Below are 18,508 nucleotides of genomic sequence, written 5' to 3' on the forward strand. Positions count from 1 at the left end.
CCATACCCGCAGACGAGGGCCGGGCCCGGCCACGCGCCGCGGCCCCGCCCGGCGGGCCGACGGACGGAGTCCGGCGCAGCGGCGCGAAGCCGGAGAGGCCCGCCAGGGCCGAGCCGCGCGAGCGGCGCGTCAAGGAGGCGTGGCCGCTCGCGGCCGAACCGCACGAGGGGCGCGTCAAGAAGAGGGCGCGGCGGCCGCGCGAAGGGCGCCCAGGACTCGGGAGAGGGCCGGCGCCGATTCGGAGCCCCGGCGGAGGGCCGCGATCACGTGCCGGGTGGGGCGGTCGTGCGGCAGCCCCCGCACCGCGACCCCCTCCGCCCGGCCCGACACCATCCGCGGGACCAGCGCGACCCCCATCCCCGCCCCCACCATCGCCAGGATCGCGGTCCACCCGGCCGCCGAGTGCGCCTGCTCCGGCACGAACCCCGCCGCCTCGCACGCGGTGCGGGTGATCTCCGACCAGGGCCCGCTGCCCCCGTAGATCCACCGCTCCCCGGCCAGGTCGGCCAGCCGTACGCCGCCCGGTGCCGCGGCCAGCGGATGGTCCGGCGGCAGGGCCACGTCCAGCGGGTCCTCCAGCAGGGTGATCCGCGTGAAGCGGGCGTCACCGGCCCCCGGGGCGTGCGCGGCCAGCGACAGCGCGAGGTCGACGGCCCCGGCCGAGAGCAGTTCGTAGGACTCGGCGGCCTCGGTCTCCCGGACCCGGACCTCGATCCCGGGGTGGCTGCGCCGCAGGGCGGCGACGGCCGGGACGACCAGCACCGGTACGGCGGTGGAGAAGGCCCCGACCCGCACCTCCCCGGCCTCTCCGGCCAGGTACCCGGTGAGTTCGGCGTCGGCCCGCTCCAGCTGCGCGAACACGGCCTCGGTGTGCCGCAGCACCAGATGGGCGGCGTCGGTGAGCCGCACCCGGCGCCCCTGCGCCTCCAGCAGCGGAACCCCCAGCTGCCGGGCGAGGTTGGTCAGCTGCTGCGAAACGGCCGAGGGCGTCATGTGCAGCGCCTCGGCCGTGGCGGTCACGGTCCCCCGGTGGGCCAGGGTCCGCAGAATCCGCAGCTTCTTGACGTCCCACTCGATCACGCCCCCGAACCTACCGCCGGGCGGCACTCGCCAGCCCGACCCCGCCGAGGATCAGCGCCATGCTCAGCAGCTCCGCCGGGCCGGTCCGCTCGCCCAGGAGCAGCAGGCCCAGCCCCGCCACGCAGACCGGCTGGAGGTAGTAGACGACCCCGGCCCGGGCCGCGCCGATGACCGAGACGGCCTTGTTCCAGGCGAAGAAGGCGACGGCGGAGGAGAACACGCCGACGTACAGCAGCGGTCCGACGGTCCCGGCACGCACCTCGAACCCGCCCTGCACCGCGAGGGACACCGCGTACGCGGGGGCGAGCATCAGCGCGCCGAGCACGAAGGTGCTGATCAGGAAGGCAAGTCCGCCGATCTCGGCGGGCTTGCGCTTGAGGAGGGCGCTGTAGCTGGCGAAGGAGAGCGCGGCGCCGAACATCCACAGGTCGCCGGCGCTGAAGTCGAAGCCGAGCGATCCGTCACCGACCAGCAGCAGCACCCCGAAGGCGGCGACCAGCATCCCGAAGGTGCGCCGGGCGCCGAGCCGTTCGCCGCCGAGGCGGGCGTAGAGGGCCATGATGACCGGCGAAGCGGCCATGATCATGCCCATGTTGGACGCGGAGGTGGTCAGTCCGGCCTGGTGGACGAGGGTGTTGTAGAGGGTGACGCCGAACAGGGTGGCGAGGCAGACGTAGCCGAGGTGCTCGCGGAGCAGGGCCCGCTGCCGCCAGGCCTGGCGGGCCGCGAAGGGGGCGACGGCGAGGGCGGCGATGATCCAGCGCCAGAAGACGGCCTGGACGGGCGGGACGGACCCGGCCATGCCGCGGGTGGCCACGAAGCTCCCGGACCAGACGACCGTCGCCAGCAGGGCGAGGAGGACGCCGATGCCGACGACCCCCTTCTTGCCCTGGCCCCGGCCGGTGCTGAGCTGCTGTTCCTGCGGAACGGTACGGGCGCGGTCCGTGATGGCCACCTGCGTGTCTCCCCCTCGGGTCCTGTTCGGAAGTAGGTGGCCCTACCGTCGCACCTCGGCATTGCTCAGGTCCATCGAAACATTTCGATCGGTCTTTTCAGTGGAGCTGAACGGTTCGGCGGCGGGGGCGGCGGCGACCACCTTGGGCGCACGGCCCGGGAGCTGCCCGAAGACGGTGGCACCGAAGGCGACGGCCATGCCCACCAGCTGGACCGGGGACAGCGCCTGCCCGAGGGCGGCCCAGCCGATGACGGCGGCGGTGAGCGGGGACATCGGGCCGAGCAGGGTGACGGAGGTGGCGGAGAGCTTGCCGATGCCGCGGAACCAGAGCCAGTACGCGATCCCGGTGTTGATCAGCATCATGTAGCCGTAGCCGAGGAAGGCCTTGCCGTCGAGGGCGGGCGGCGCCCCTTCGACGAGGACGGCGATCGGGATGATGACCAGGCCCCCGGCGGTGAGCTGCCAGCCGGTCACGGCCAGCGGGCCGACGCCCTCGGGGCGTCCCCAGCGCTTGGTCATCACGGTGCCGGCGCCCATGGAGGCGGAGGAGACGATGCCCGCGATGACGCCGACGAGGTCGAGCTTCGCGTCGGCGGTCAGCACCACCATGCTCACGCCGAACGCGGCGGCGACGGCGGCGAGCACGGTGCGCAGCCTGGCCCGCTCCCCGAGGAGCAGGGCGGCGAGTCCCACGACGAACAGCGGTCCCGCGGAGCCCAGTACGGCGGCGACGCCGCCGGGCAGCCGGTAGGCGGCGAGGAAGAGCAGGGGGAAGAAGGCGCCGATGTTCAGGGTGCCGAGGACGGCGGACTTCCACCACCAGGCGCCCTTGGGGAGGGTCCGGGAGAGGGCGATCAGCAGCAGTCCGGCGGGCAGGGCCCGCATGGCCCCGGTGAAGAGCGGCCTGTCGGGCGGCAGCAGTTCGCTGGCCACGAAGTAGGTCGAGCCCCAGGAGATCGGGGCGAGTGCGGTCAGGACGACGGTGGCGGCACGGTTCACGACGGCTCCTCGGCGGGTGGCGACCGGGGGCCCACTGCCGCCCAACTAGATCGCTCGTAAGTAGCTTACCGCTAAGCTACTTTTCTGCAAGCTACTTTCTTGCGAACAAGGAAACGGAACTTGGATACTTCGGACATGAACCGGGCCAGCAGCAGGGAAACCAGCAAGGACGCCGTCGACGCGATCACCGCACAGTGGTACGTCGTACGACCGGACCTCGATACCGCCCCCATGGCCGTCTTCGGCCGGATCTACCGGATCTCCAAGGCCATGGGCGACGCGATGGAGCGGACCTACAACCGCTACGGGATCTCCACCGGGGAGTTCGACGTCGTCGCCACGCTGCGCCGCTCCGGAAGCCCGTACACGCTCTCGCCGCGCCAGCTGTCGGCCACGCTCATGCTCACCACCGGCGGTATGACGGGGCGCCTGGACAAGCTGGAGCGGGCCGGACTGCTCACGCGCAACCCCGATCCGCACGACCGGCGGGGCCTCCAGGTGACCATCACCGAGCGCGGGCTCGCGCTCATCGACGAGGCGGTCGGGGCGGGGCTGGAGGTGCAGGCCGCCGCCCTGAAGGGACTCGGCGCCGAGGAGGTCGAGGTCCTGACGGGACTGCTCCGCAAGCTGCTGTCCGACGTCCCGTAACCGGCCGTGAGGCGGCTGTCCGCGGCAGCGGACACGACAGGGCGCCGGAGGTCGCGACCGCCCGGCGGGAGCCGGACGAGCGGACCTCCGGCGCCCCGGAAGCCTGGTACTACCGCGCGTTACCGCGTGTTACTGCTGCTTGCGCGACTTGTCGCCGATCATCACGAGACCCGCGATGGCCAGGAACAGCACGATCGGCAGGACCACGTAGAGGCCGAGCGTCTCGCCAATGCTCAGGCCCGGACCCGGGTCGTCACCGTCGTCGCGGGTGAGCGCGAGGGCGGGAGACGTCATCAGCAGCATCATCAGCGTCGATCCGGCCGTGACGGCGCCGGCGCGCAGAGCGTTCTTCTTGTCCACGGTGCAAACGTAGCGAACACCTAAAGCGGGCGCGCGCCCGGGGGTGCCGTACGGGTCTGCGCCCCCTCCCGCACCGCGCTCAGCAGGGCGTTCGCCCGGGGCGAGGCCGTCAGCGCCTCCAGGGTGAGCGGCCGGCCCGCCTCGTCGGCGACCGGCAGCCGCCAGTTGGGGTACTGGTCCCAGGTGCCCGGCAGGTTCTGCGGCCGCCGGTCCCCCACCGCGTCCGGCAGCCACACGCCGACCAGCCGGGCGGGCGTGCTCAGCAGGAAGGCGTACAGGGCCCGTACGGCGGCCTCTTCGCCCTTCGTCTCCAGCCCGAGCCCGTCCAGCACCCGGAGCCACTGCGCCGTGTCGGCGGCGTCCTCGGCCCGTTCCCGCTCCAGCGGGCGGGTCAGCAGGCCGAGCCGGTCGCGCAGTTCGACGTGGGCCCCGGCCAGCTTGGCGGCGGTGGGCGGCAGGTCGTGGGTGGTCGCGGTGGCCAGGCAGTCGGCCCGCCAGGCAGCGGCGGGCAGCGGATCGCCGTCGCCCGACCAGTCCCGCTCGAACCACAGCACGGAGGTGCCCAGGATCCCGCGCCGGGCGAGCTCCCGGCGCACCCGCGGCTCCACCGTCCCGAGGTCCTCCCCCACCACCAGGGCCCCGGCCCGGTGGGCCTCCAGCACCAGCACGGCCAGCATCGCCTCGCCGTCGTAGGTGACGTACGTGCCCTCCGCGGGCGGGGCGCCCTCCGGGATCCACCAGAGCCGGAACAGGCCCATGACGTGGTCGACGCGGACCGCGCCCGCGTACCGGAACACCCCGCGCAGCAGGGCCCGGAAGGGCGCGTACGCCGACTCCTCCAGGGCGTCGGGCCGCCAGGGCGGCAGCCCCCAGTCCTGGCCGCGCGCGTTGAAGGCGTCCGGCGGGGCGCCCACCGAGATGTGCCGGGCGTGGAAGGGGCCGGTCCGGGCGTCGGAGCCCTCGGGGTGCACGCCGACCGCGAGGTCGTGCACGATCCCGACCGCCATCCCGGCCTCCCGCGCGGCCCGCTGGGCGGCCGTCAGCTGCTCGTCCGTCAGCCACACCAGCCAGGCGTGGAAGTCGGCGCGCTCGGCCGGATCCTCCCCGACCGCGGCCGCGCACCAGGCGGCGTGCCGCTCCAGGGGCGCGCCCTGCCCGGCGCGGAACTCCTCGTACGCGGCCTGCCGTACGGGAGAACGCGGCACGGCGTACAGCAGTTCCAGGGCGGCGCGCTTGAGGTCCCAGACGGCGTCCCGGTCGATCAGGGCGCCCTTCTCCAGCACCTCCCCGCGCAGCTGCCCGCCCCGGGCGGCCAGTGCGTCGAGGGCGGCGCGCTCGGCGCAGTCCGCGTACTCGGGGACGTCCTCGATCCGCAGGTGCACCGGGTCCGGGAAGCGGCGCGAGGCGGGCCGGTACGGGGAGGGGTCGGTCGGCGTGCCGGGGACGGCCGCGTGCAGCGGGTTGACCTGGACGAACCCGGCGCCGTGGGTGCGGGCCGCCCAGCGGGCCAGCTCCGCCAGGTCCCCGAGGTCGCCCATGCCCCAGGAGCGCTCCGAGAGCAGCGAGTACAGCTGGACGAGCAGCCCGTGGGCCCGCTCGGGGGCGGCCGGGGCCCGGTCCGGGGCCACGATCAGGGTGGCCCCGGCGGTGCGCCCGTCGGGGGCCCCGGCGGTGAGCCGGTGCACCCCGAACGGCAGCCCCGGCTCCCAGTCGGTCTCGCCCGCCCCGTCCTCCAGGGCCACCCTCAGCCGGGTCCCGGGCGGCAGCGCGGCCAGCGCCGCCGGGACGCCCTCCCCGCGCCACTGCACCACGGTCGGCGCCGGCAGCAGCCCGGTCCGCTCCCGCTCCGCCTCCCCGGCCGCGCCGGGGGCGTCGACGGGCACGCCGAGGACGTCGAGGACCGCCCGGACGGTGGCCGGCGGGACCTCCACGGTGACGTCCTCGGCGGGCTGGTAGGCGGTGGCGACGCCGTGCAGGGCCGCGAGCCGGGCGAGGTCGTCCATGGAGCTCCCTTGTCGTGGGGGTCGGGCGGTCCGGCCGGGTGCTCTAGTGGCCCGCGGCGGACGGGGCGGGGGTGGTCGGCTCGCTCGTGAGCGGGGCCTCCTCCAGCAGCGGGGGTTCGCTGGTCAGCGGCGCGTACGCGGAGCCGGCCAGCGGGGGCTCGCTGGTGAGGGGGCCGTCCGCCGGCCCGGAGGGGGCGGGCAGGTGGGCGAGCGGGGCGTGGGCACGGGCGGTGGCGGGGACGGCGGAACGGGTGGCGGGGGCGGGGGCGGGGGCGGGGGCGGTGGAAGCGGAAGGGGCGGCGGAACGGGCGGTGGTGGACGCGGTGCGGGCGTTCATGGGAGCACTCCTTCGTGCGGGTCCGTCGGACGCGCCCATGCAACACCCCCGGTGAACACCGCAGCCATACCCAGTCGGCGGCACCGCATTCCTGGCGGATCCAGGTCAGATCACCCGCCCCGATTGACACTTCAGCCGCACGGGTGGTGGGCTCGGCCTCGTTCGTACGAGCGGGGGACGACTCGGGACGGGGAGGCTCCGTGCAGCTCAGGGGCAGGAAGCGGAGCACCGCGGCGGCGGTCGCCGTCATCGGGAGCCTGCTGGGCGGGGCCGTCGCGGCGACCCCTCAGGGCATCACCGCGACCCCGAAGACCTCCGGTACGCCGCGTTCTGACGGCGGCTCCGCCGCCGCTTCCGTGCCGGTCCCCGTACCGTTGCTCGATCCGGGCTCCGATCCGGTGCGAACCGCCGCCGAGGGCCCCGCCGTGTGGCCCCGGCCGCAGTCGGCCGTCGCCGATCCGGGGCGGGAGCTCACGGTGGGGGCGGAGGCCGTACTGGTGGCGCCGGGGGACGTGGACCCGTACGCCGTCGAGGTGGTGCGCGCCGCCCTGCGCGGGGCGGGCGTCCGGACCCTGCACGAACGGGCCCCCGGGGCGGCGCTGCCCGAACGGGCCCTCGTCGTACGCCTCCAGGGTCCGGACGCCGAAACGGCGCTGCGCTCCCTCGGCGCGGCCGCCGCCGGTGACCTGCCGGACGGCGGGTACCGGCTGGCCGTGGGCCGCACCGGCGGCCGGGACACGGTCGCGCTGGCCGGCGTGGGCGAGGACGGGCTGTTCCACGCCGCGCAGACGCTGCGCCAACTGCTGGCGGCCGGGCCCGGGAAGGTGCCCGGGATGCTGGTGCGCGACTGGCCGATCGCACCCGTGCGCGGGGTCACCGAGGGGTTCTACGGGCAGCCCTGGACCCGGGAGCAGCGCCTCGCCCAGCTCGACTTCCTCGGCCGCACCAAGCAGAACCGGCTGCTGCTGGCCCCCGGCGACGACCCGTACCGCACGACGGCCTGGCGCGAGGAGTACCCGGCGGAGCAGCGGGAGGAGTTCCGGGCGCTGGCGGAGCGGGCCCGCGCCAACCGGGTGGTCCTGGGCTGGGCGGTGTCCCCGGGGCAGTCCATGTGCCTGGCCTCGGCGGACGAGCGGGCGGCGCTGTTGCGCAAGGTGGACGCCATGTGGGACCTGGGCTTCCGGGCGTTCCAGCTGCAGTTCCAGGACGTCAGCTACACGGAGTGGGGCTGCCGGGCCGACCGGGTCCGGTACGGGACGGGCCCGGCGGCGGCCGCGAAGGCGCACGCCGAGGTCGCGGGCGAGCTGGCCGCGCACCTGGCCGCCCGGCATCCGGGGGCGGCGGCGCTGTCGCTGATGCCGACCGAGTACTTCCAGGAGGGCGCCACCGCCTACCGGACGGCCCTGGCCGGGGCGCTGGACGCCCGGGTGGAGGTGGCCTGGACGGGCGTGGGCGTGGTGCCGCGCACCATCACCGGCAAGGAGCTGGCCGGAGCCCGCTCCGCGCTCGGGCACCCCCTGGTCACCATGGACAACTACCCGGTCAACGACTGGGACCCGGGCCGCATCTTCCTCGGCCCCTACGCCGGCCGCGACCCGGCGGTGGCCGGCGGCTCTGCGGGGGTGCTGACCAACGCGATGGCGCAGGGCACCCTGTCGCGGATCCCGGTGTTCACGGCCGCGGACTACGCCTGGAACCCGCGCGGTTACCGGGCCGGGGAGTCCTGGGCGGCGGCCGTGCGCGAACTGGCGGGCCCCGACCGGCGCACCCGCGAGGCGCTCGCGGCCCTGGCCGGGAACACCGCCTCCTCGGGGCTCAAACTGGAGGAGTCCGCGTACCTGAAGCCGCTGGTGGAGGAGTTCTGGCGGGCCCGCGCGGCCGGTGACCCGAAGGCAGGCGAACGGCTGCGGGCCGCTTTCACCGTGCTGCGGGAGGCCCCGGCCCGGCTGCCCTCCTTCGCGGCCGAGGCGGGCCCCTGGCTGGAGCGGCTCTCGCGGTACGGGGCCGCGGGCGAGCTGGCCGTGGACCTGCTGGGGGCCGAGGCCCGGGGCGACGGGGCGGCCGCCTGGAAGGCCTCGCGGCAACTGGAGGAGGCGCGGGGGGCGCTGGCCGAGAAGGGCGCGGCCCGGGTGGACACCTCGGTGCTGGACCCCTTCCTGAAGCGGGCGGCCGAGGAGTCCGCGGCCTGGACGGGCGCGGCCCGCCACGACGGGACGGTGGAGCGCGGAGCCGGCGCGTGGACCGTCCGGCTGGACGCCCCGCGCGCCCTGTCGGCGGTCACCGTGATGACCGCGCCGCTGGACCCGCTGTCGCGGGGCGCCGTGGTGGAGGCGCACGTTCCGGGCGAGGGCTGGCGGCGGATCGGCGAGGCGGCGGACTCCGGGTGGACCCAGGCCGACGCGGCCGGGGTGCGCGCCGACGCCGTCCGGCTGTCGTGGACGGGTGCCGACCCGGAGGTCCAGGGGGTCGTGCCGTGGTTCGCCGACGGGCCGCGGGTCCGCTTCGAGCCGGCCGACGCGACGCCGGCCGACGCGGAGATCGGCGGGGCCCCGCGCACGGTGACGGCGCGGCTCTCCGCCCTGGGCCCCGCCGAGGTGCGCGGCCCGCTCACGGTGGCCGCGCCGCCCGGGGTGCGCGTGCGGGCCCCGGAGAACCTGGTGGTGCCGCGCGGGGCCGCGGTGTCGGTCCCGCTGGAGGTGACCGTCCCGGCGGGCACCCCGGCCGGGAGCTACGAGGTCACCGTCGGCTTCGCCGGGGAGTCGCGCAGGCTCGCCGTCCGGGCGGTGCCGCGTACCGGCGGCCCGGACCTGCTGCGCACCGCCCGGGCCTCCTCCTCGGCGGACGAGGACCCGCGCTTCCCGGCGTCGGCGGCCGTGGACGGCTCCGATGCCACCCGGTGGTCCTCCCCGGCGGTGGACGGGGCGTGGTGGCGGGCGGAGCTGGCGGCCCCGGCGCGGATCGGCCTGCTCACCCTGCACTGGCAGGAGGCGTACCCCTCCGCGTACCGGGTCGAGACCTCCGCGGACGGCCTGAGCTGGCGCCCGGCGGCCGCCGTGACCTCGCGGGGCGGTGTGGACACCGTCCGGCTGGACGCGCCGGGCACCCGGTTCGTCCGTGTCACGTGCGACCGCCGGGCGACCCGGTTCGGCTGCAGTCTCTGGTCGGCCTCGGCCTTCGCGGTGGCTCCGTGACCGCGCTCCCCGGCCGGGGGTCGCCCGCCCCTATGACGCGGCGGCCCCGATCCGCTCCAGCGCGTCGTCGGCCCCGTACGGCTGGAGGTACGGCATCCAGCGGGGGTCGCGGTGGCCCGTCCCGATGATCCGCCACGCCAGACCGGACGGCGGGGCGGGCTGGTGGCGCAGCCGCCAGCCCAGCTCCAGCAGGTGCCGGTCCGCCTTCACGTGATTGCACCGGCGGCAGGCGGCGACCACGTTGTCCCATGCGTGCTGGCCACCCCGGCTGCGCGGGATGACGTGGTCGACGCTGGTGGCGACGGCCCCGCAGTACATGCAACGGCCACCGTCGCGGGCGAAGAGCGCGCGGCGGGTGAGTGGAACGGGCCCCCGGTAGGGGACCCGCACGAAGCGCTTGAGCCGGACCACGCTGGGCGCGGGGACGGCTCTCGTCGCGCTGTGCAGAAAGGCGCCCGATTCCTCGAGGGAGACCGCTTTGTTCTCCAGTACGAGGACGAGCGCGCGGCGGAGCGGTACGACGCCGAGCGGCTCGTACGACGCGTTGAGGACCAGGACGTGCGGCACGGACTGCCTCCTTGTACGCCGGCGGCGCGTGGCTCGCGCCGGGACGATCTGCTCTCCAGTCTCCCCTTACGGCTGGTCGAAGCGCCACCACGCGCCCGTAACGGGTCCGAGGTGTTTTCAACCACACCCCGTTCATCCCCAGGTGAGTCCGGTCTCTCCCTCGAACACGACAACGGGGTCGGGCGTGTGCCCCGTTAGTGTGGTTGCCCTGCCCGCACATTTCGGTCCCGCGGGCAGACCGCTACGCCTGGAGGTTCCCCGCCGTGCCCTCGCCCGCCACTCTGCTCCCGTTGGCAGCGAACACCACCGACGACGCCGCCGAGAGCGTGACCAACGCCGCGAGCTTCATCGAGGAGAACTGGGCCACCTGGCTGAGCATCGGTCTGCGGATCCTGCTGATCGTCGTGATCGCGGCCCTGCTGCGCTCGGTGGTCCGCAAGGCGCTGACCAAGCTGATAAGCCGGATGAACACCAGCGCCGAGGCCGTCGAGGGCACCGCGCTCGGCGGGCTGCTGGTCAATGCCGAGCGGCGCCGCCAGCGTTCCGAGGCGATCGGGTCCGTGCTGCGGTCGGTGGCCTCGTTCCTGATCCTCGGCACGGCCGCGCTGATGGTCCTGGCCGCGCTGAAGATCGACCTGGCCCCGCTGCTGGCGAGTGCCGGTGTGGCGGGTGTGGCGATCGGTTTCGGTGCCCGCAACCTCGTGACGGACTTCCTCTCCGGCGTGTTCATGATCATGGAGGACCAGTACGGCGTCGGCGACAAGATCGACGCCGGGGTGGCCTCCGGCGAGGTGATCGAGGTCGGCCTGCGCGTGACGAAGCTGCGCGGCGACAACGGGGAGATCTGGTACGTCCGCAACGGCGAGATCAAGCGGATCGGCAACCTCAGCCAGGGCTGGGCGACCGCGGGCGTGGCCGTGCAGGTCAAGCCGACGGAGAACCTGGCGCGCATCCGCGAGGTCGTCCAGGGCGTCGCGGACGGGCTGGCGAAGGAGTCCCCGTGGGACGAGCGCCTGTGGGGTCCGGTGGAGGTGCTGGGCCTGGACGAGGTGCTGCTGGCCTCCATGACCGTGAAGGTGTCGGCGAAGACCATGCCGGGGCAGCAGTTCGCCGTGGAGCGCGAGCTGCGCTGGCGGATCAAGGAGGCCTTCGACGCGGCGGGCATCCGGATCATCGGCGGTCTGCCGGACGCCGCCGAGCCGGAGGAGGGCCCCGACCCGGCCGCCTCCGTCGCCCCGCCCTCGGCGCTGGCCAACCCGGCGTCCCCGCAGTCCATGGCCGCCACCCCGATCCCGCCGCAGGGCGCTGCCGGCGGTCCCCGGATCTCCAAGTAGCGCTCCGCACCCCCGCGATCCAGCTGCCCCGCCGGTCCTTTCCGGCGGGGCAGCCGCATGTCCGGCGGCCTGCGCGGACGCGGCCATTGACAGGGCTCAGCAGCTGATAGGAAACTTCCCTAACAGTTCACCTCGGTGAGGGAGAAACGCCCCATGCCCGCCGTCACGCCCGGAACACCCAGCCTGCTGCGCGCCATGAACGACCGCGCCGCGCTGGAGCTGCTGCTGACGCACGGACCGCTGTCCCGCACCCGGATCGGACACCTCACCGGCCTGTCCAAACCCACCGCCTCGCAGCTGCTCGCCCGGCTGGAGGCCGCCGGACTGGTCGTCGCCACCGGCACCGACGAAGGCCGCCCCGGCCCGAGCGCCCAGCTGTACGCCCTCAACGCCCGGGCCGCGTACGTCGGCGGACTCGACGTGACCCCCGACGGGGTGCACGCCGCCGTCGCCGACCTGACCGGCACCGTCATCGGCGGCTTCGAGCTCCCCTACACCGAAGGCTCCGACGCCGTCGGCCAGGTCACCGCCGCCCTGGACGGAGCCGCCCTGGCCGCCGGGCTCCAGCGCCGCGACCTGCACCGCGTCGTCATCGCCACCCCGGGCGCCTTCGACCCGCAGACCGGCCAGCTGCGCTACGCCAGCCACCTCCCCGGCTGGCACTCCCCCACCCTGCTCGACGAACTGGCCACGGCCCTGCCCATGCCGGTCGGGTACGAGAACGACGTGAACCTCGCCGCCGTCGCCGAACAGCGCCTCGGCGCGGCCCGCGGCCACGAGGACTTCGTGCTGCTGTGGAACGAGGACGGCCTCGGCGCGGCCCTCGTGCTCGGCGGCCGGCTGCACCGGGGCTGGACCGGCGGCGCGGGCGAGGTGGGCTTCCTGCCCGTACCCGGCCACCCCCTGGTCCGGCAGGTCACCCGGATCAACTCGGGCGGGTACCAGGAGCTGGCCGGCGCCCAGGTCGTGCCCCGGCTCGCCCGCGAACTCGGCATCGAGGCGCCCGAGATCCCCGAGATCCCCGACGCGGCCGCCGGGACGGGGACAGGCACCGGAGCCGGAGCCGCCCGGCCCGCCGCCGCCCCGCACGGGCCCCAGGTGGCCGCCGCCGTCGCCCTGCTCCGGCGGGCCGCCGCCGGGCCCGAAGGCCCGTACCTGACCTTCCTCCAGTCGTACGCCACCGTCCTCGCGACCGGCCTGGCCTCGCTCGTCGCCGTACTGGACCCGGAGATCGTGGTCCTGTCCGGCGCCGTGATCAACGCGGGCGGCGAGCCGCTCCGCGCCCTGCTGGAAGCCGAACTCGCCGAACTGGCACCCTCCCGGCCCCGGCTGGTCGCCGGCGAGGTGCGCGAACGGCCCGTCCTGCGCGGCGCCCTGGAGAGCGCCCTGGCCGACACCCGCGAGGAAGTCTTCGACACCTCCCGCTGACCCGCCCCGCCCCGCTCCCCCATCCCCCTGGCACATCCACCGGAAGTTCCTCCCCCAGAGAGCGAGCACCGCCATGCCCAGAACCGGACGCCTCATCACCGCGACCGCCACCCTGGCCGCCCTCTCCGTACTCGCCACCGCGTGTACGGGCGAGAGCGGCACCAGCGCCTCCGACGACCCGAAGGCGGACGTCACCCTCAACTTCTGGCACGGCTGGTCCGAGCCCGGCGAGGTGAAGGCGATCGAGGAGAACGTCGCCCGGTTCCAGAAGACGCATCCGAACATCAAGGTCAACGTCACCGGCAACATGACCGACGACAAGATCAACCAGGCGCTGCGCGCGGGCGGCGACAAGTCCCCCGACGTGGTCTCCTCCTTCACCACCGACAGCGTCGGCAAGTTCTGCAACTCCGGCGCCTTCGCCGACCTGAACCCCTTCCTGCGGAAGTCCGGGGTGGACAAGGCGAAGGTCTTCCCCAAGCCCCTGCTGGAGTACACGCAGTTCAAGGGCGACCAGTGCACGCTCCCGCTGCTGAACGACGCCTACGGCCTGCTCTACAACAAGACCGCCTTCGCGGCCGCGGGCATCACCGAACCCCCCAGGACGTGGACCCAGTTCGCCGAGGCCGCGCAGAAGCTGACGAAGCCCAACGGGGACTCGTACGACCAGCTCGGCGTGATGCCCACCTTCCACGGCTACGAGAGCGCCCCGCAGCGCCTGGTCGCCCAGTGGAGCCCCACCTACTTCGGCGCCGACGGCGGCTCCAACCTGGCCGGGGACCCGGCCTTCGCGAAGATGCTGACCGCGCAGAAGGACCTGGTCGCCAAGCTCGGCGGGTACGAGAAGCTGGAGAAGTTCCGCTCCACCTTCGGTGACGAGTGGAGCGCCGAACACCCCTTCCACAAGGGCCTGGTCGCCATGCAGATCGACGGGGAGTGGCGGGCCTCCATGGCCAAGGAGGCCGGGGTCGGCTTCGAGATAGGCACCGCCCCGCTGCCCGTGCCCGACGACCAGATCGCCGACTACGGCAAGGGCTACGTCTCCGGCACCGTCATGGGCATCTCCTCGGCGAGCCGCAAGCAGAACGCCGCCTGGGAACTGGTGAAGTACATGACCACCGACACCGAGGCCGTGGTCGCCTTCGCCAACGCCATCCACAACGTGCCCTCGACCCTCGCCGCGCTGGACTCACCGGACCTCCAGGTGACCCCCGAGTTCAAGACCTTCCTCGACATCTCCCGGCACCCGAAGTCGAACACCACCCCGGCCCAGGCCGACGGCGGCACCTACCAGCTGACCTTCCAGGACTTCGCGTACAAGACGGAGAAGGGCGACGTCGCCGACCTCCCCGCCGGTCTCGCCGCCACCGACCGGCAGATCGACACGGACATCGCGAAGGCCAAGTAACCCGAGATGACCACCAGCACCCCCACCCTGCGGGCGAAGCGCCGGCGGTCCGCCCTGCGGACCGCGGCGTTCATGTCGCCCTGGCTGATCGGCTTCGCCGTCTTCTTCGCCTATCCGCTGCTGTCCACCGTGTACTTCTCCTTCACCAGGTACGACGGGTTCCGGCCGCCCGTCGCCAACGGCCTGGACAACTGGAGCTACGTCTTCACGGACTATCCGCTGTTCTGGCCGGCGATGCGCAACACGCTGTGGCTGGTGGTCGTCATGACCGCCTGCCGGGTCGTCTTCGGCCTCGGCGTCGGCCTGCTCATCACGAAGATCAAGACCGGCGCCGGGATCTTCCGGACCCTGTTCTACCTGCCCTACCTGGCCCCGCCGGTGGCCGCCACCCTCGCCTTCGTCTTCCTCCTCAACCCCGGCACCGGCCCCGTCAACACCCTGCTCGACGCCGTGGGACTGCCCACGCCCGGCTGGTTCACCGACGCCGACTGGTCCAAGCCCGCGCTCACCGCCCTCGCCCTGTGGGGCATCGGCGACCTGATGGTCATCTTCATGGCCGCGCTGCTCGACGTACCGAAGGAGCAGTACGAGGCCGCCGAGCTGGACGGGGCCGGGGCCTGGGCCCGCTTCCGGCACATCACCCTGCCGAACATCTCCCCGATCATCCTGTTCGCCGTGGTCACCGGGGTCATCCAGGCCATGCAGTACTACACGCAGCCGCTGGTCGCCGGAAAGACGGCCGCCGGGGTCATCGGCGGCTCCGGGCAGCAGTTCGAACCCGGCTACCCCGACAAGTCCACCCTGACCCTGCCCCAGCTCGTCTACAACGTCGGGTTCCAGCGCTTCGACTACGGAACCGCCTGCGTCGTCGCCCTGGTGCTGTTCGCCCTCTCCATGGCCTTCACCGCGCTCCTGATGCGCCGCCGTGGCGGACTGATCGGAGCCGGTGACTGAGATGGCCCTGACCCAGAAGGCCCCCGTGACGCGCACGCGCGCCGCCGAGGCGCCCCCCGCCCGGCAGCACACCCGTACGGCCGTCCTCCACTGGATCGCCGTGCACTCCCTCGGAGTCGCCGCCGCCCTGTTCTTCGTCCTCCCGTTCGTCTTCCTCTTCCTCACCTCCCTGATGAGCGACCAGCAGGCGCTGACCCGCGACCTGTGGCCGCGCACCTGGGAATGGGACAACTACGCCAAGGTCTGGAACACCCCCGGCTTCCTGACCTGGTGGCGCAACACCCTGCTGTACGCGGGCCTCGGCACCCTGCTGACCGTCGTCTCCTCGGTGCCCGTCGCCTACGCCCTCGCCAAGTTCCGCTTCCGCGGACGGCGACTGTCGCTGCTCCTGGTGATCGCCATGATGATGCTGCCGCCGCAGGTGGTCGTCATCCCCATGTACCTCTTCTGGGCCAAACAACTGGACCTCTCCGGCACCCTGTGGCCGCTGATCATCCCCATGGCCTTCGGCGACGCCTTCTCCATCTTCCTGCTGCGCCAGTTCCTGCTCACCATCCCCGACGAGTACCTCGACGCCGCCAGGGTCGACGGCTGCGGCGAACTGCGGACCCTGCTGCGCGTGGTCCTGCCGATGGCCAAACCCGGCATCGCCGCCGTCGCGCTCTTCCAGTTCTTCGCCGCCTGGAACGACTACTTCGGCCCGCAGATCTACGCCTCCGACAACCCGGCCGCCTGGACCCTCAGCTACGGGCTGGAGTCCTTCAAGGGCGCGCACCACACCAACTGGAACCTCACCATGGCGGCGACCGTGCTCGTCATGGCACCGGTGATCGTCCTCTTCTTCTTCGCCCAGAAGGCGTTCGTCGAAGGCGTCACCCTGACCGGAGTGAAAGGCTAGGCCCGATGAAACTCGCAGTGGTGGGCGGCGGTTCCACCTACACGCCCGAACTGATCGACGGCTTCGCACGGCTGCGCGACACCCTGCCCCTCACCGAACTGGTGCTCATCGACCCCGCCACCGAACGGCTGGAGCTGATCGGCGCCCTCGCCCGGCGGATCTTCGCCCGGCAGGGCCACCCCGGCCGGATCACCACCACCTCCGACCTGGACTCCGGGGTCGCCGGCGCCGACGCCGTCCTGCTCCAGCTGCGCGTCGGCGGGCAGGCCGCCCGGCTCCAGGACGAGACCTGGCCGCTGGAGTGCGGCTGCGTCGGCCAGGAGACCACCGGCGCCGGCGGGCTGGCCAAGGCCCTGCGCACCGTCCCCGTCGTCCTCGACATCGCCGAACGCGTCCGCCGGGCCGCCCCCGACGCCTGGATCATCGACTTCACCAACCCCGTCGGGATCGTCACCCGGGCCCTGCTCCAGGCCGGGCACAAGGCGGTCGGCCTGTGCAACGTCGCCATCGGCTTCCAGCGCAAGTTCGCCGCGCTGCTCGGCGTCACCCCCGCCGAGGTCCACCTCGACCACGTCGGCCTCAACCACCTGACCTGGGAGACCGGCGTACGCCTCGGCGGCCCGGACGGCGCCGACGTGCTGCCGGCCCTGCTGGCCGAACACGGCGGGGCCATCGCCGCCGACCTGCGCCTGCCGCGCCCCGTCCTGGACCGGCTCGGCGTCGTGCCCTCGTACTACCTGCGCTACTTCTACGCCCACGACGAGGTGGTCCGCGAGCTCGGCGAGAAGCCCTCCCGGGCCGCCGAGGTCGCCGCGATGGAGAAGGAACTCCTCGCCCTGTACGCCGATCCCGCGCTCGACGAGAAGCCCGCGCTGCTCGCCAAGCGGGGCGGGGCCTTCTACTCGGAGGCGGCCGTGGACCTCGCCGGAGCCCTGCTGGGCGACGGCGGGCCGTCCGTACAGGTGGTCAACACCCGCAACGACGGGACCCTGCCCTTCCTCCCCGACGACGCCGTCATCGAGGTCCAGGCCCGCGTCGACGGCGCCGGCCCCCTCGCGCTGCCCGTGCCCCGGCTGGACCCCCTGTACGCCGGGCTCGTCTCGCACGTCACCGCGTACGAGGACCTCGCGCTGGATGCCGCGCTGCGCGGCGGGCGCGAGCGGGTCTTCCGGGCGCTCCTCGCGCACCCGCTGGTCGGCCGGTTCGAGGTCGCCGAGGGGCTGACCGACCGGCTGCTCGCGCACAACAAGGAGCACCTGCCATGGGCGTGAACGGCCCCGCGGCGGCAGCCGTCCTCGCCATCGACGCGGGCAACAGCAAGACGGACGTGGCCCTCATCGGCGCCGACGGCACCGTCCTCGGCACCGGGCGCTCCGGGGGCTTCCAGCCGCCCCGGGTCGGCGTCGAGGCGGCCGTGGACGTGCTCGGGCTGGCCGTCGCGGAGGCCGCCGAGGCCGCCGGGCTGCGGCCCGGCACCCCGTACGCGGCCCGCGTCTCGGCGTGCCTGGCCAATGCCGACCTCCCCGTGGAGGAGCGGCAGCTCGCCGACGCGGTCGGCGCGCGCGGCTGGGGGGCGGCGACCGAGGTGCGCAACGACACCTTCGCGATCCTGCGGGCGGGGCTGTCGGGGTCCGGTCTGCCGCGCGGGGTCGCGGTGGTGTGCGGGGCGGGGATCAACTGCGTCGGCATGCTGCCCGACGGGCGCACCGCCCGCTTCCCGGCGCTCGGGGCGATCTCGGGCGACTGGGGCGGCGGGGTCGGCCTCGCGGAGGAGGCCCTGTGGTGGGCGGCCCGGGCCGAGGACGGGCGCGGCGGCCCCACCCTGCTGGCGCGGGCCCTGCCCGGGCACTTCGGGCTGGCTTCGATGGCCGCGCTGATCGAGGCGCTGCACCTGGGCCCGGTGGCCCGGCGGCGCGTGCACGAACTGGTGCCGGTGCTGTTCGCGGTGGCCGCCGGGGGCGACCCGGTGGCGGCGGCGATCGTGGAGCGGCAGGCCACGGAGGTGGTGGCGCTGGCCTCGGTGGCGCTGGGCCGGCTGGGGCTGCTGGACGAGGAGGTACCGGTCCTGCTGGGCGGCAGCGTCCTCGCGGCCCGCCACCCGCAGCTGAACGACCGGATCGCGGAACTCCTGGCCGCCCGCGCCCCGCGGGCCCGCCTCTCGGTGGTGACGACCCCCCCGGTCCTCGGCGCCGGCCTCCTGGGCCTGGACGCCACCTGCGCACCCCCGGAGGCCCACGCCAAACTCCGCGCCCATTTCGGATGAACCTCCGCTGAGCGGAGCCGGATCGGGAACCGTGGGGGCGGGGGCGGCGTATTGACGGTGAAGGGGACGTGGGGAGGGGGCGG

General features: G+C 74.1%; 16 protein-coding genes. 9 read left to right on the forward strand and 7 right to left on the reverse strand.

The window, feature by feature from the left end:
- Positions 1-174: 174 nt before the first annotated feature.
- The 3 genes from ACFV0Q_RS12990 to ACFV0Q_RS13000 are packed head-to-tail and all read right to left on the reverse strand — an operon-like array spanning position 175 to position 3,034.
- Positions 175-1,080 (reverse strand): LysR family transcriptional regulator, encoded by a 906-nt coding sequence (locus ACFV0Q_RS12990; protein ID WP_385004502.1) that lies wholly within the window; start codon positions 1,078-1,080, stop codon positions 175-177.
- Between the two features lie 10 nt (positions 1,081-1,090).
- Positions 1,091-2,035 (reverse strand): DMT family transporter, encoded by a 945-nt coding sequence (locus ACFV0Q_RS12995; RefSeq protein WP_385004504.1) that lies wholly within the window; start codon positions 2,033-2,035, stop codon positions 1,091-1,093.
- Between the two features lie 42 nt (positions 2,036-2,077).
- Positions 2,078-3,034 (reverse strand): EamA family transporter, encoded by a 957-nt coding sequence (locus ACFV0Q_RS13000; protein ID WP_385004506.1) that lies wholly within the window; start codon positions 3,032-3,034, stop codon positions 2,078-2,080.
- A 135-nt stretch (positions 3,035-3,169) separates the two neighbouring features.
- Here ACFV0Q_RS13000 and ACFV0Q_RS13005 point away from each other — a divergent pair, with 135 nt between their 5' ends.
- Positions 3,170-3,682 (forward strand): MarR family winged helix-turn-helix transcriptional regulator, encoded by a 513-nt coding sequence (locus ACFV0Q_RS13005; RefSeq protein ID WP_385004508.1) that lies wholly within the window; start codon positions 3,170-3,172, stop codon positions 3,680-3,682.
- 129 nt (positions 3,683-3,811) lie between these two features.
- Here ACFV0Q_RS13005 and ACFV0Q_RS13010 read toward each other — a convergent pair whose 3' ends face one another.
- Genes ACFV0Q_RS13010 through ACFV0Q_RS13020 form a run of 3 tightly spaced genes read right to left on the reverse strand, consistent with a single transcriptional unit; the run spans position 3,812 to position 6,382 of the window.
- A complete protein-coding gene (locus ACFV0Q_RS13010; protein WP_385004510.1) occupies positions 3,812-4,042 on the reverse strand; it encodes a hypothetical protein in 231 nt (76 codons plus the stop codon).
- 20 nt (positions 4,043-4,062) lie between these two features.
- The gene (locus ACFV0Q_RS13015; protein WP_385004512.1) at positions 4,063-6,045 is read right to left on the reverse strand and encodes a 4-alpha-glucanotransferase; all 1,983 of its coding nucleotides are present in this window, start codon (positions 6,043-6,045) and stop codon (positions 4,063-4,065) included.
- 43 nt (positions 6,046-6,088) lie between these two features.
- Positions 6,089-6,382 carry a hypothetical protein gene (locus ACFV0Q_RS13020; RefSeq protein WP_385004514.1) on the reverse strand — a complete coding sequence of 98 codons (294 nt, stop codon included), beginning with the start codon at positions 6,380-6,382 and terminating at the stop codon, positions 6,089-6,091.
- Positions 6,383-6,582: 200 nt separating this feature from the next.
- Between ACFV0Q_RS13020 and ACFV0Q_RS13025 the strand changes: the two genes are divergently transcribed.
- Positions 6,583-9,573, forward strand: coding sequence for a beta-N-acetylglucosaminidase domain-containing protein (locus tag ACFV0Q_RS13025; protein ID WP_385004516.1), 2,991 nt, complete (start codon positions 6,583-6,585; stop codon positions 9,571-9,573).
- A gap of 30 nt (positions 9,574-9,603) precedes the next feature.
- On the opposite strand, the gene ACFV0Q_RS13030 is transcribed toward ACFV0Q_RS13025, so the two are convergent.
- Positions 9,604-10,140: an HNH endonuclease gene (locus ACFV0Q_RS13030; RefSeq protein ID WP_385004518.1), complete on the reverse strand. Its 537-nt coding sequence runs from the start codon at positions 10,138-10,140 to the stop codon at positions 9,604-9,606.
- A gap of 263 nt (positions 10,141-10,403) precedes the next feature.
- On the opposite strand from ACFV0Q_RS13030, the gene ACFV0Q_RS13035 reads away from it, so the two are divergent.
- From ACFV0Q_RS13035 to ACFV0Q_RS13065, 7 genes are all read left to right on the forward strand, one after another.
- Positions 10,404-11,474 (forward strand): mechanosensitive ion channel family protein, encoded by a 1,071-nt coding sequence (locus ACFV0Q_RS13035; protein WP_385004520.1) that lies wholly within the window; start codon positions 10,404-10,406, stop codon positions 11,472-11,474.
- 153 nt (positions 11,475-11,627) lie between these two features.
- Positions 11,628-12,902 carry an ROK family transcriptional regulator gene (locus ACFV0Q_RS13040; RefSeq protein WP_385004522.1) on the forward strand — a complete coding sequence of 425 codons (1,275 nt, stop codon included), beginning with the start codon at positions 11,628-11,630 and terminating at the stop codon, positions 12,900-12,902.
- A 73-nt stretch (positions 12,903-12,975) separates the two neighbouring features.
- On the forward strand, positions 12,976-14,310 hold the full coding sequence (locus tag ACFV0Q_RS13045; RefSeq protein WP_385004524.1) for an ABC transporter substrate-binding protein: 1,335 nt from the start codon (positions 12,976-12,978) through the stop codon (positions 14,308-14,310).
- 6 nt (positions 14,311-14,316) lie between these two features.
- The gene (locus ACFV0Q_RS13050) at positions 14,317-15,264 is read left to right on the forward strand and encodes a carbohydrate ABC transporter permease (RefSeq protein ID WP_385004526.1); all 948 of its coding nucleotides are present in this window, start codon (positions 14,317-14,319) and stop codon (positions 15,262-15,264) included.
- Between the two features lies 1 nt (position 15,265).
- On the forward strand, positions 15,266-16,162 hold the full coding sequence (locus ACFV0Q_RS13055) for a carbohydrate ABC transporter permease (RefSeq protein ID WP_385004555.1): 897 nt from the start codon (positions 15,266-15,268) through the stop codon (positions 16,160-16,162).
- Between the two features lie 5 nt (positions 16,163-16,167).
- Complete coding sequence (locus ACFV0Q_RS13060) at positions 16,168-17,433, forward strand: 6-phospho-beta-glucosidase (protein ID WP_385004528.1); 1,266 nt, start codon at positions 16,168-16,170, stop codon at positions 17,431-17,433.
- Entirely contained in the window at positions 17,424-18,425 is a 1,002-nt protein-coding gene (locus ACFV0Q_RS13065) for an N-acetylglucosamine kinase (RefSeq protein WP_385004530.1), read from the forward strand. The genes ACFV0Q_RS13060 and ACFV0Q_RS13065 overlap by 10 nt, the downstream gene beginning before the upstream one ends.
- Positions 18,426-18,508: the final 83 nt, after the last annotated feature.

The sequence above is a fragment of the Streptomyces sp. NPDC059564 genome (genome assembly GCF_042735575.1).
In the GTDB taxonomy this organism is placed as follows: domain Bacteria; phylum Actinomycetota; class Actinomycetes; order Streptomycetales; family Streptomycetaceae; genus Streptomyces.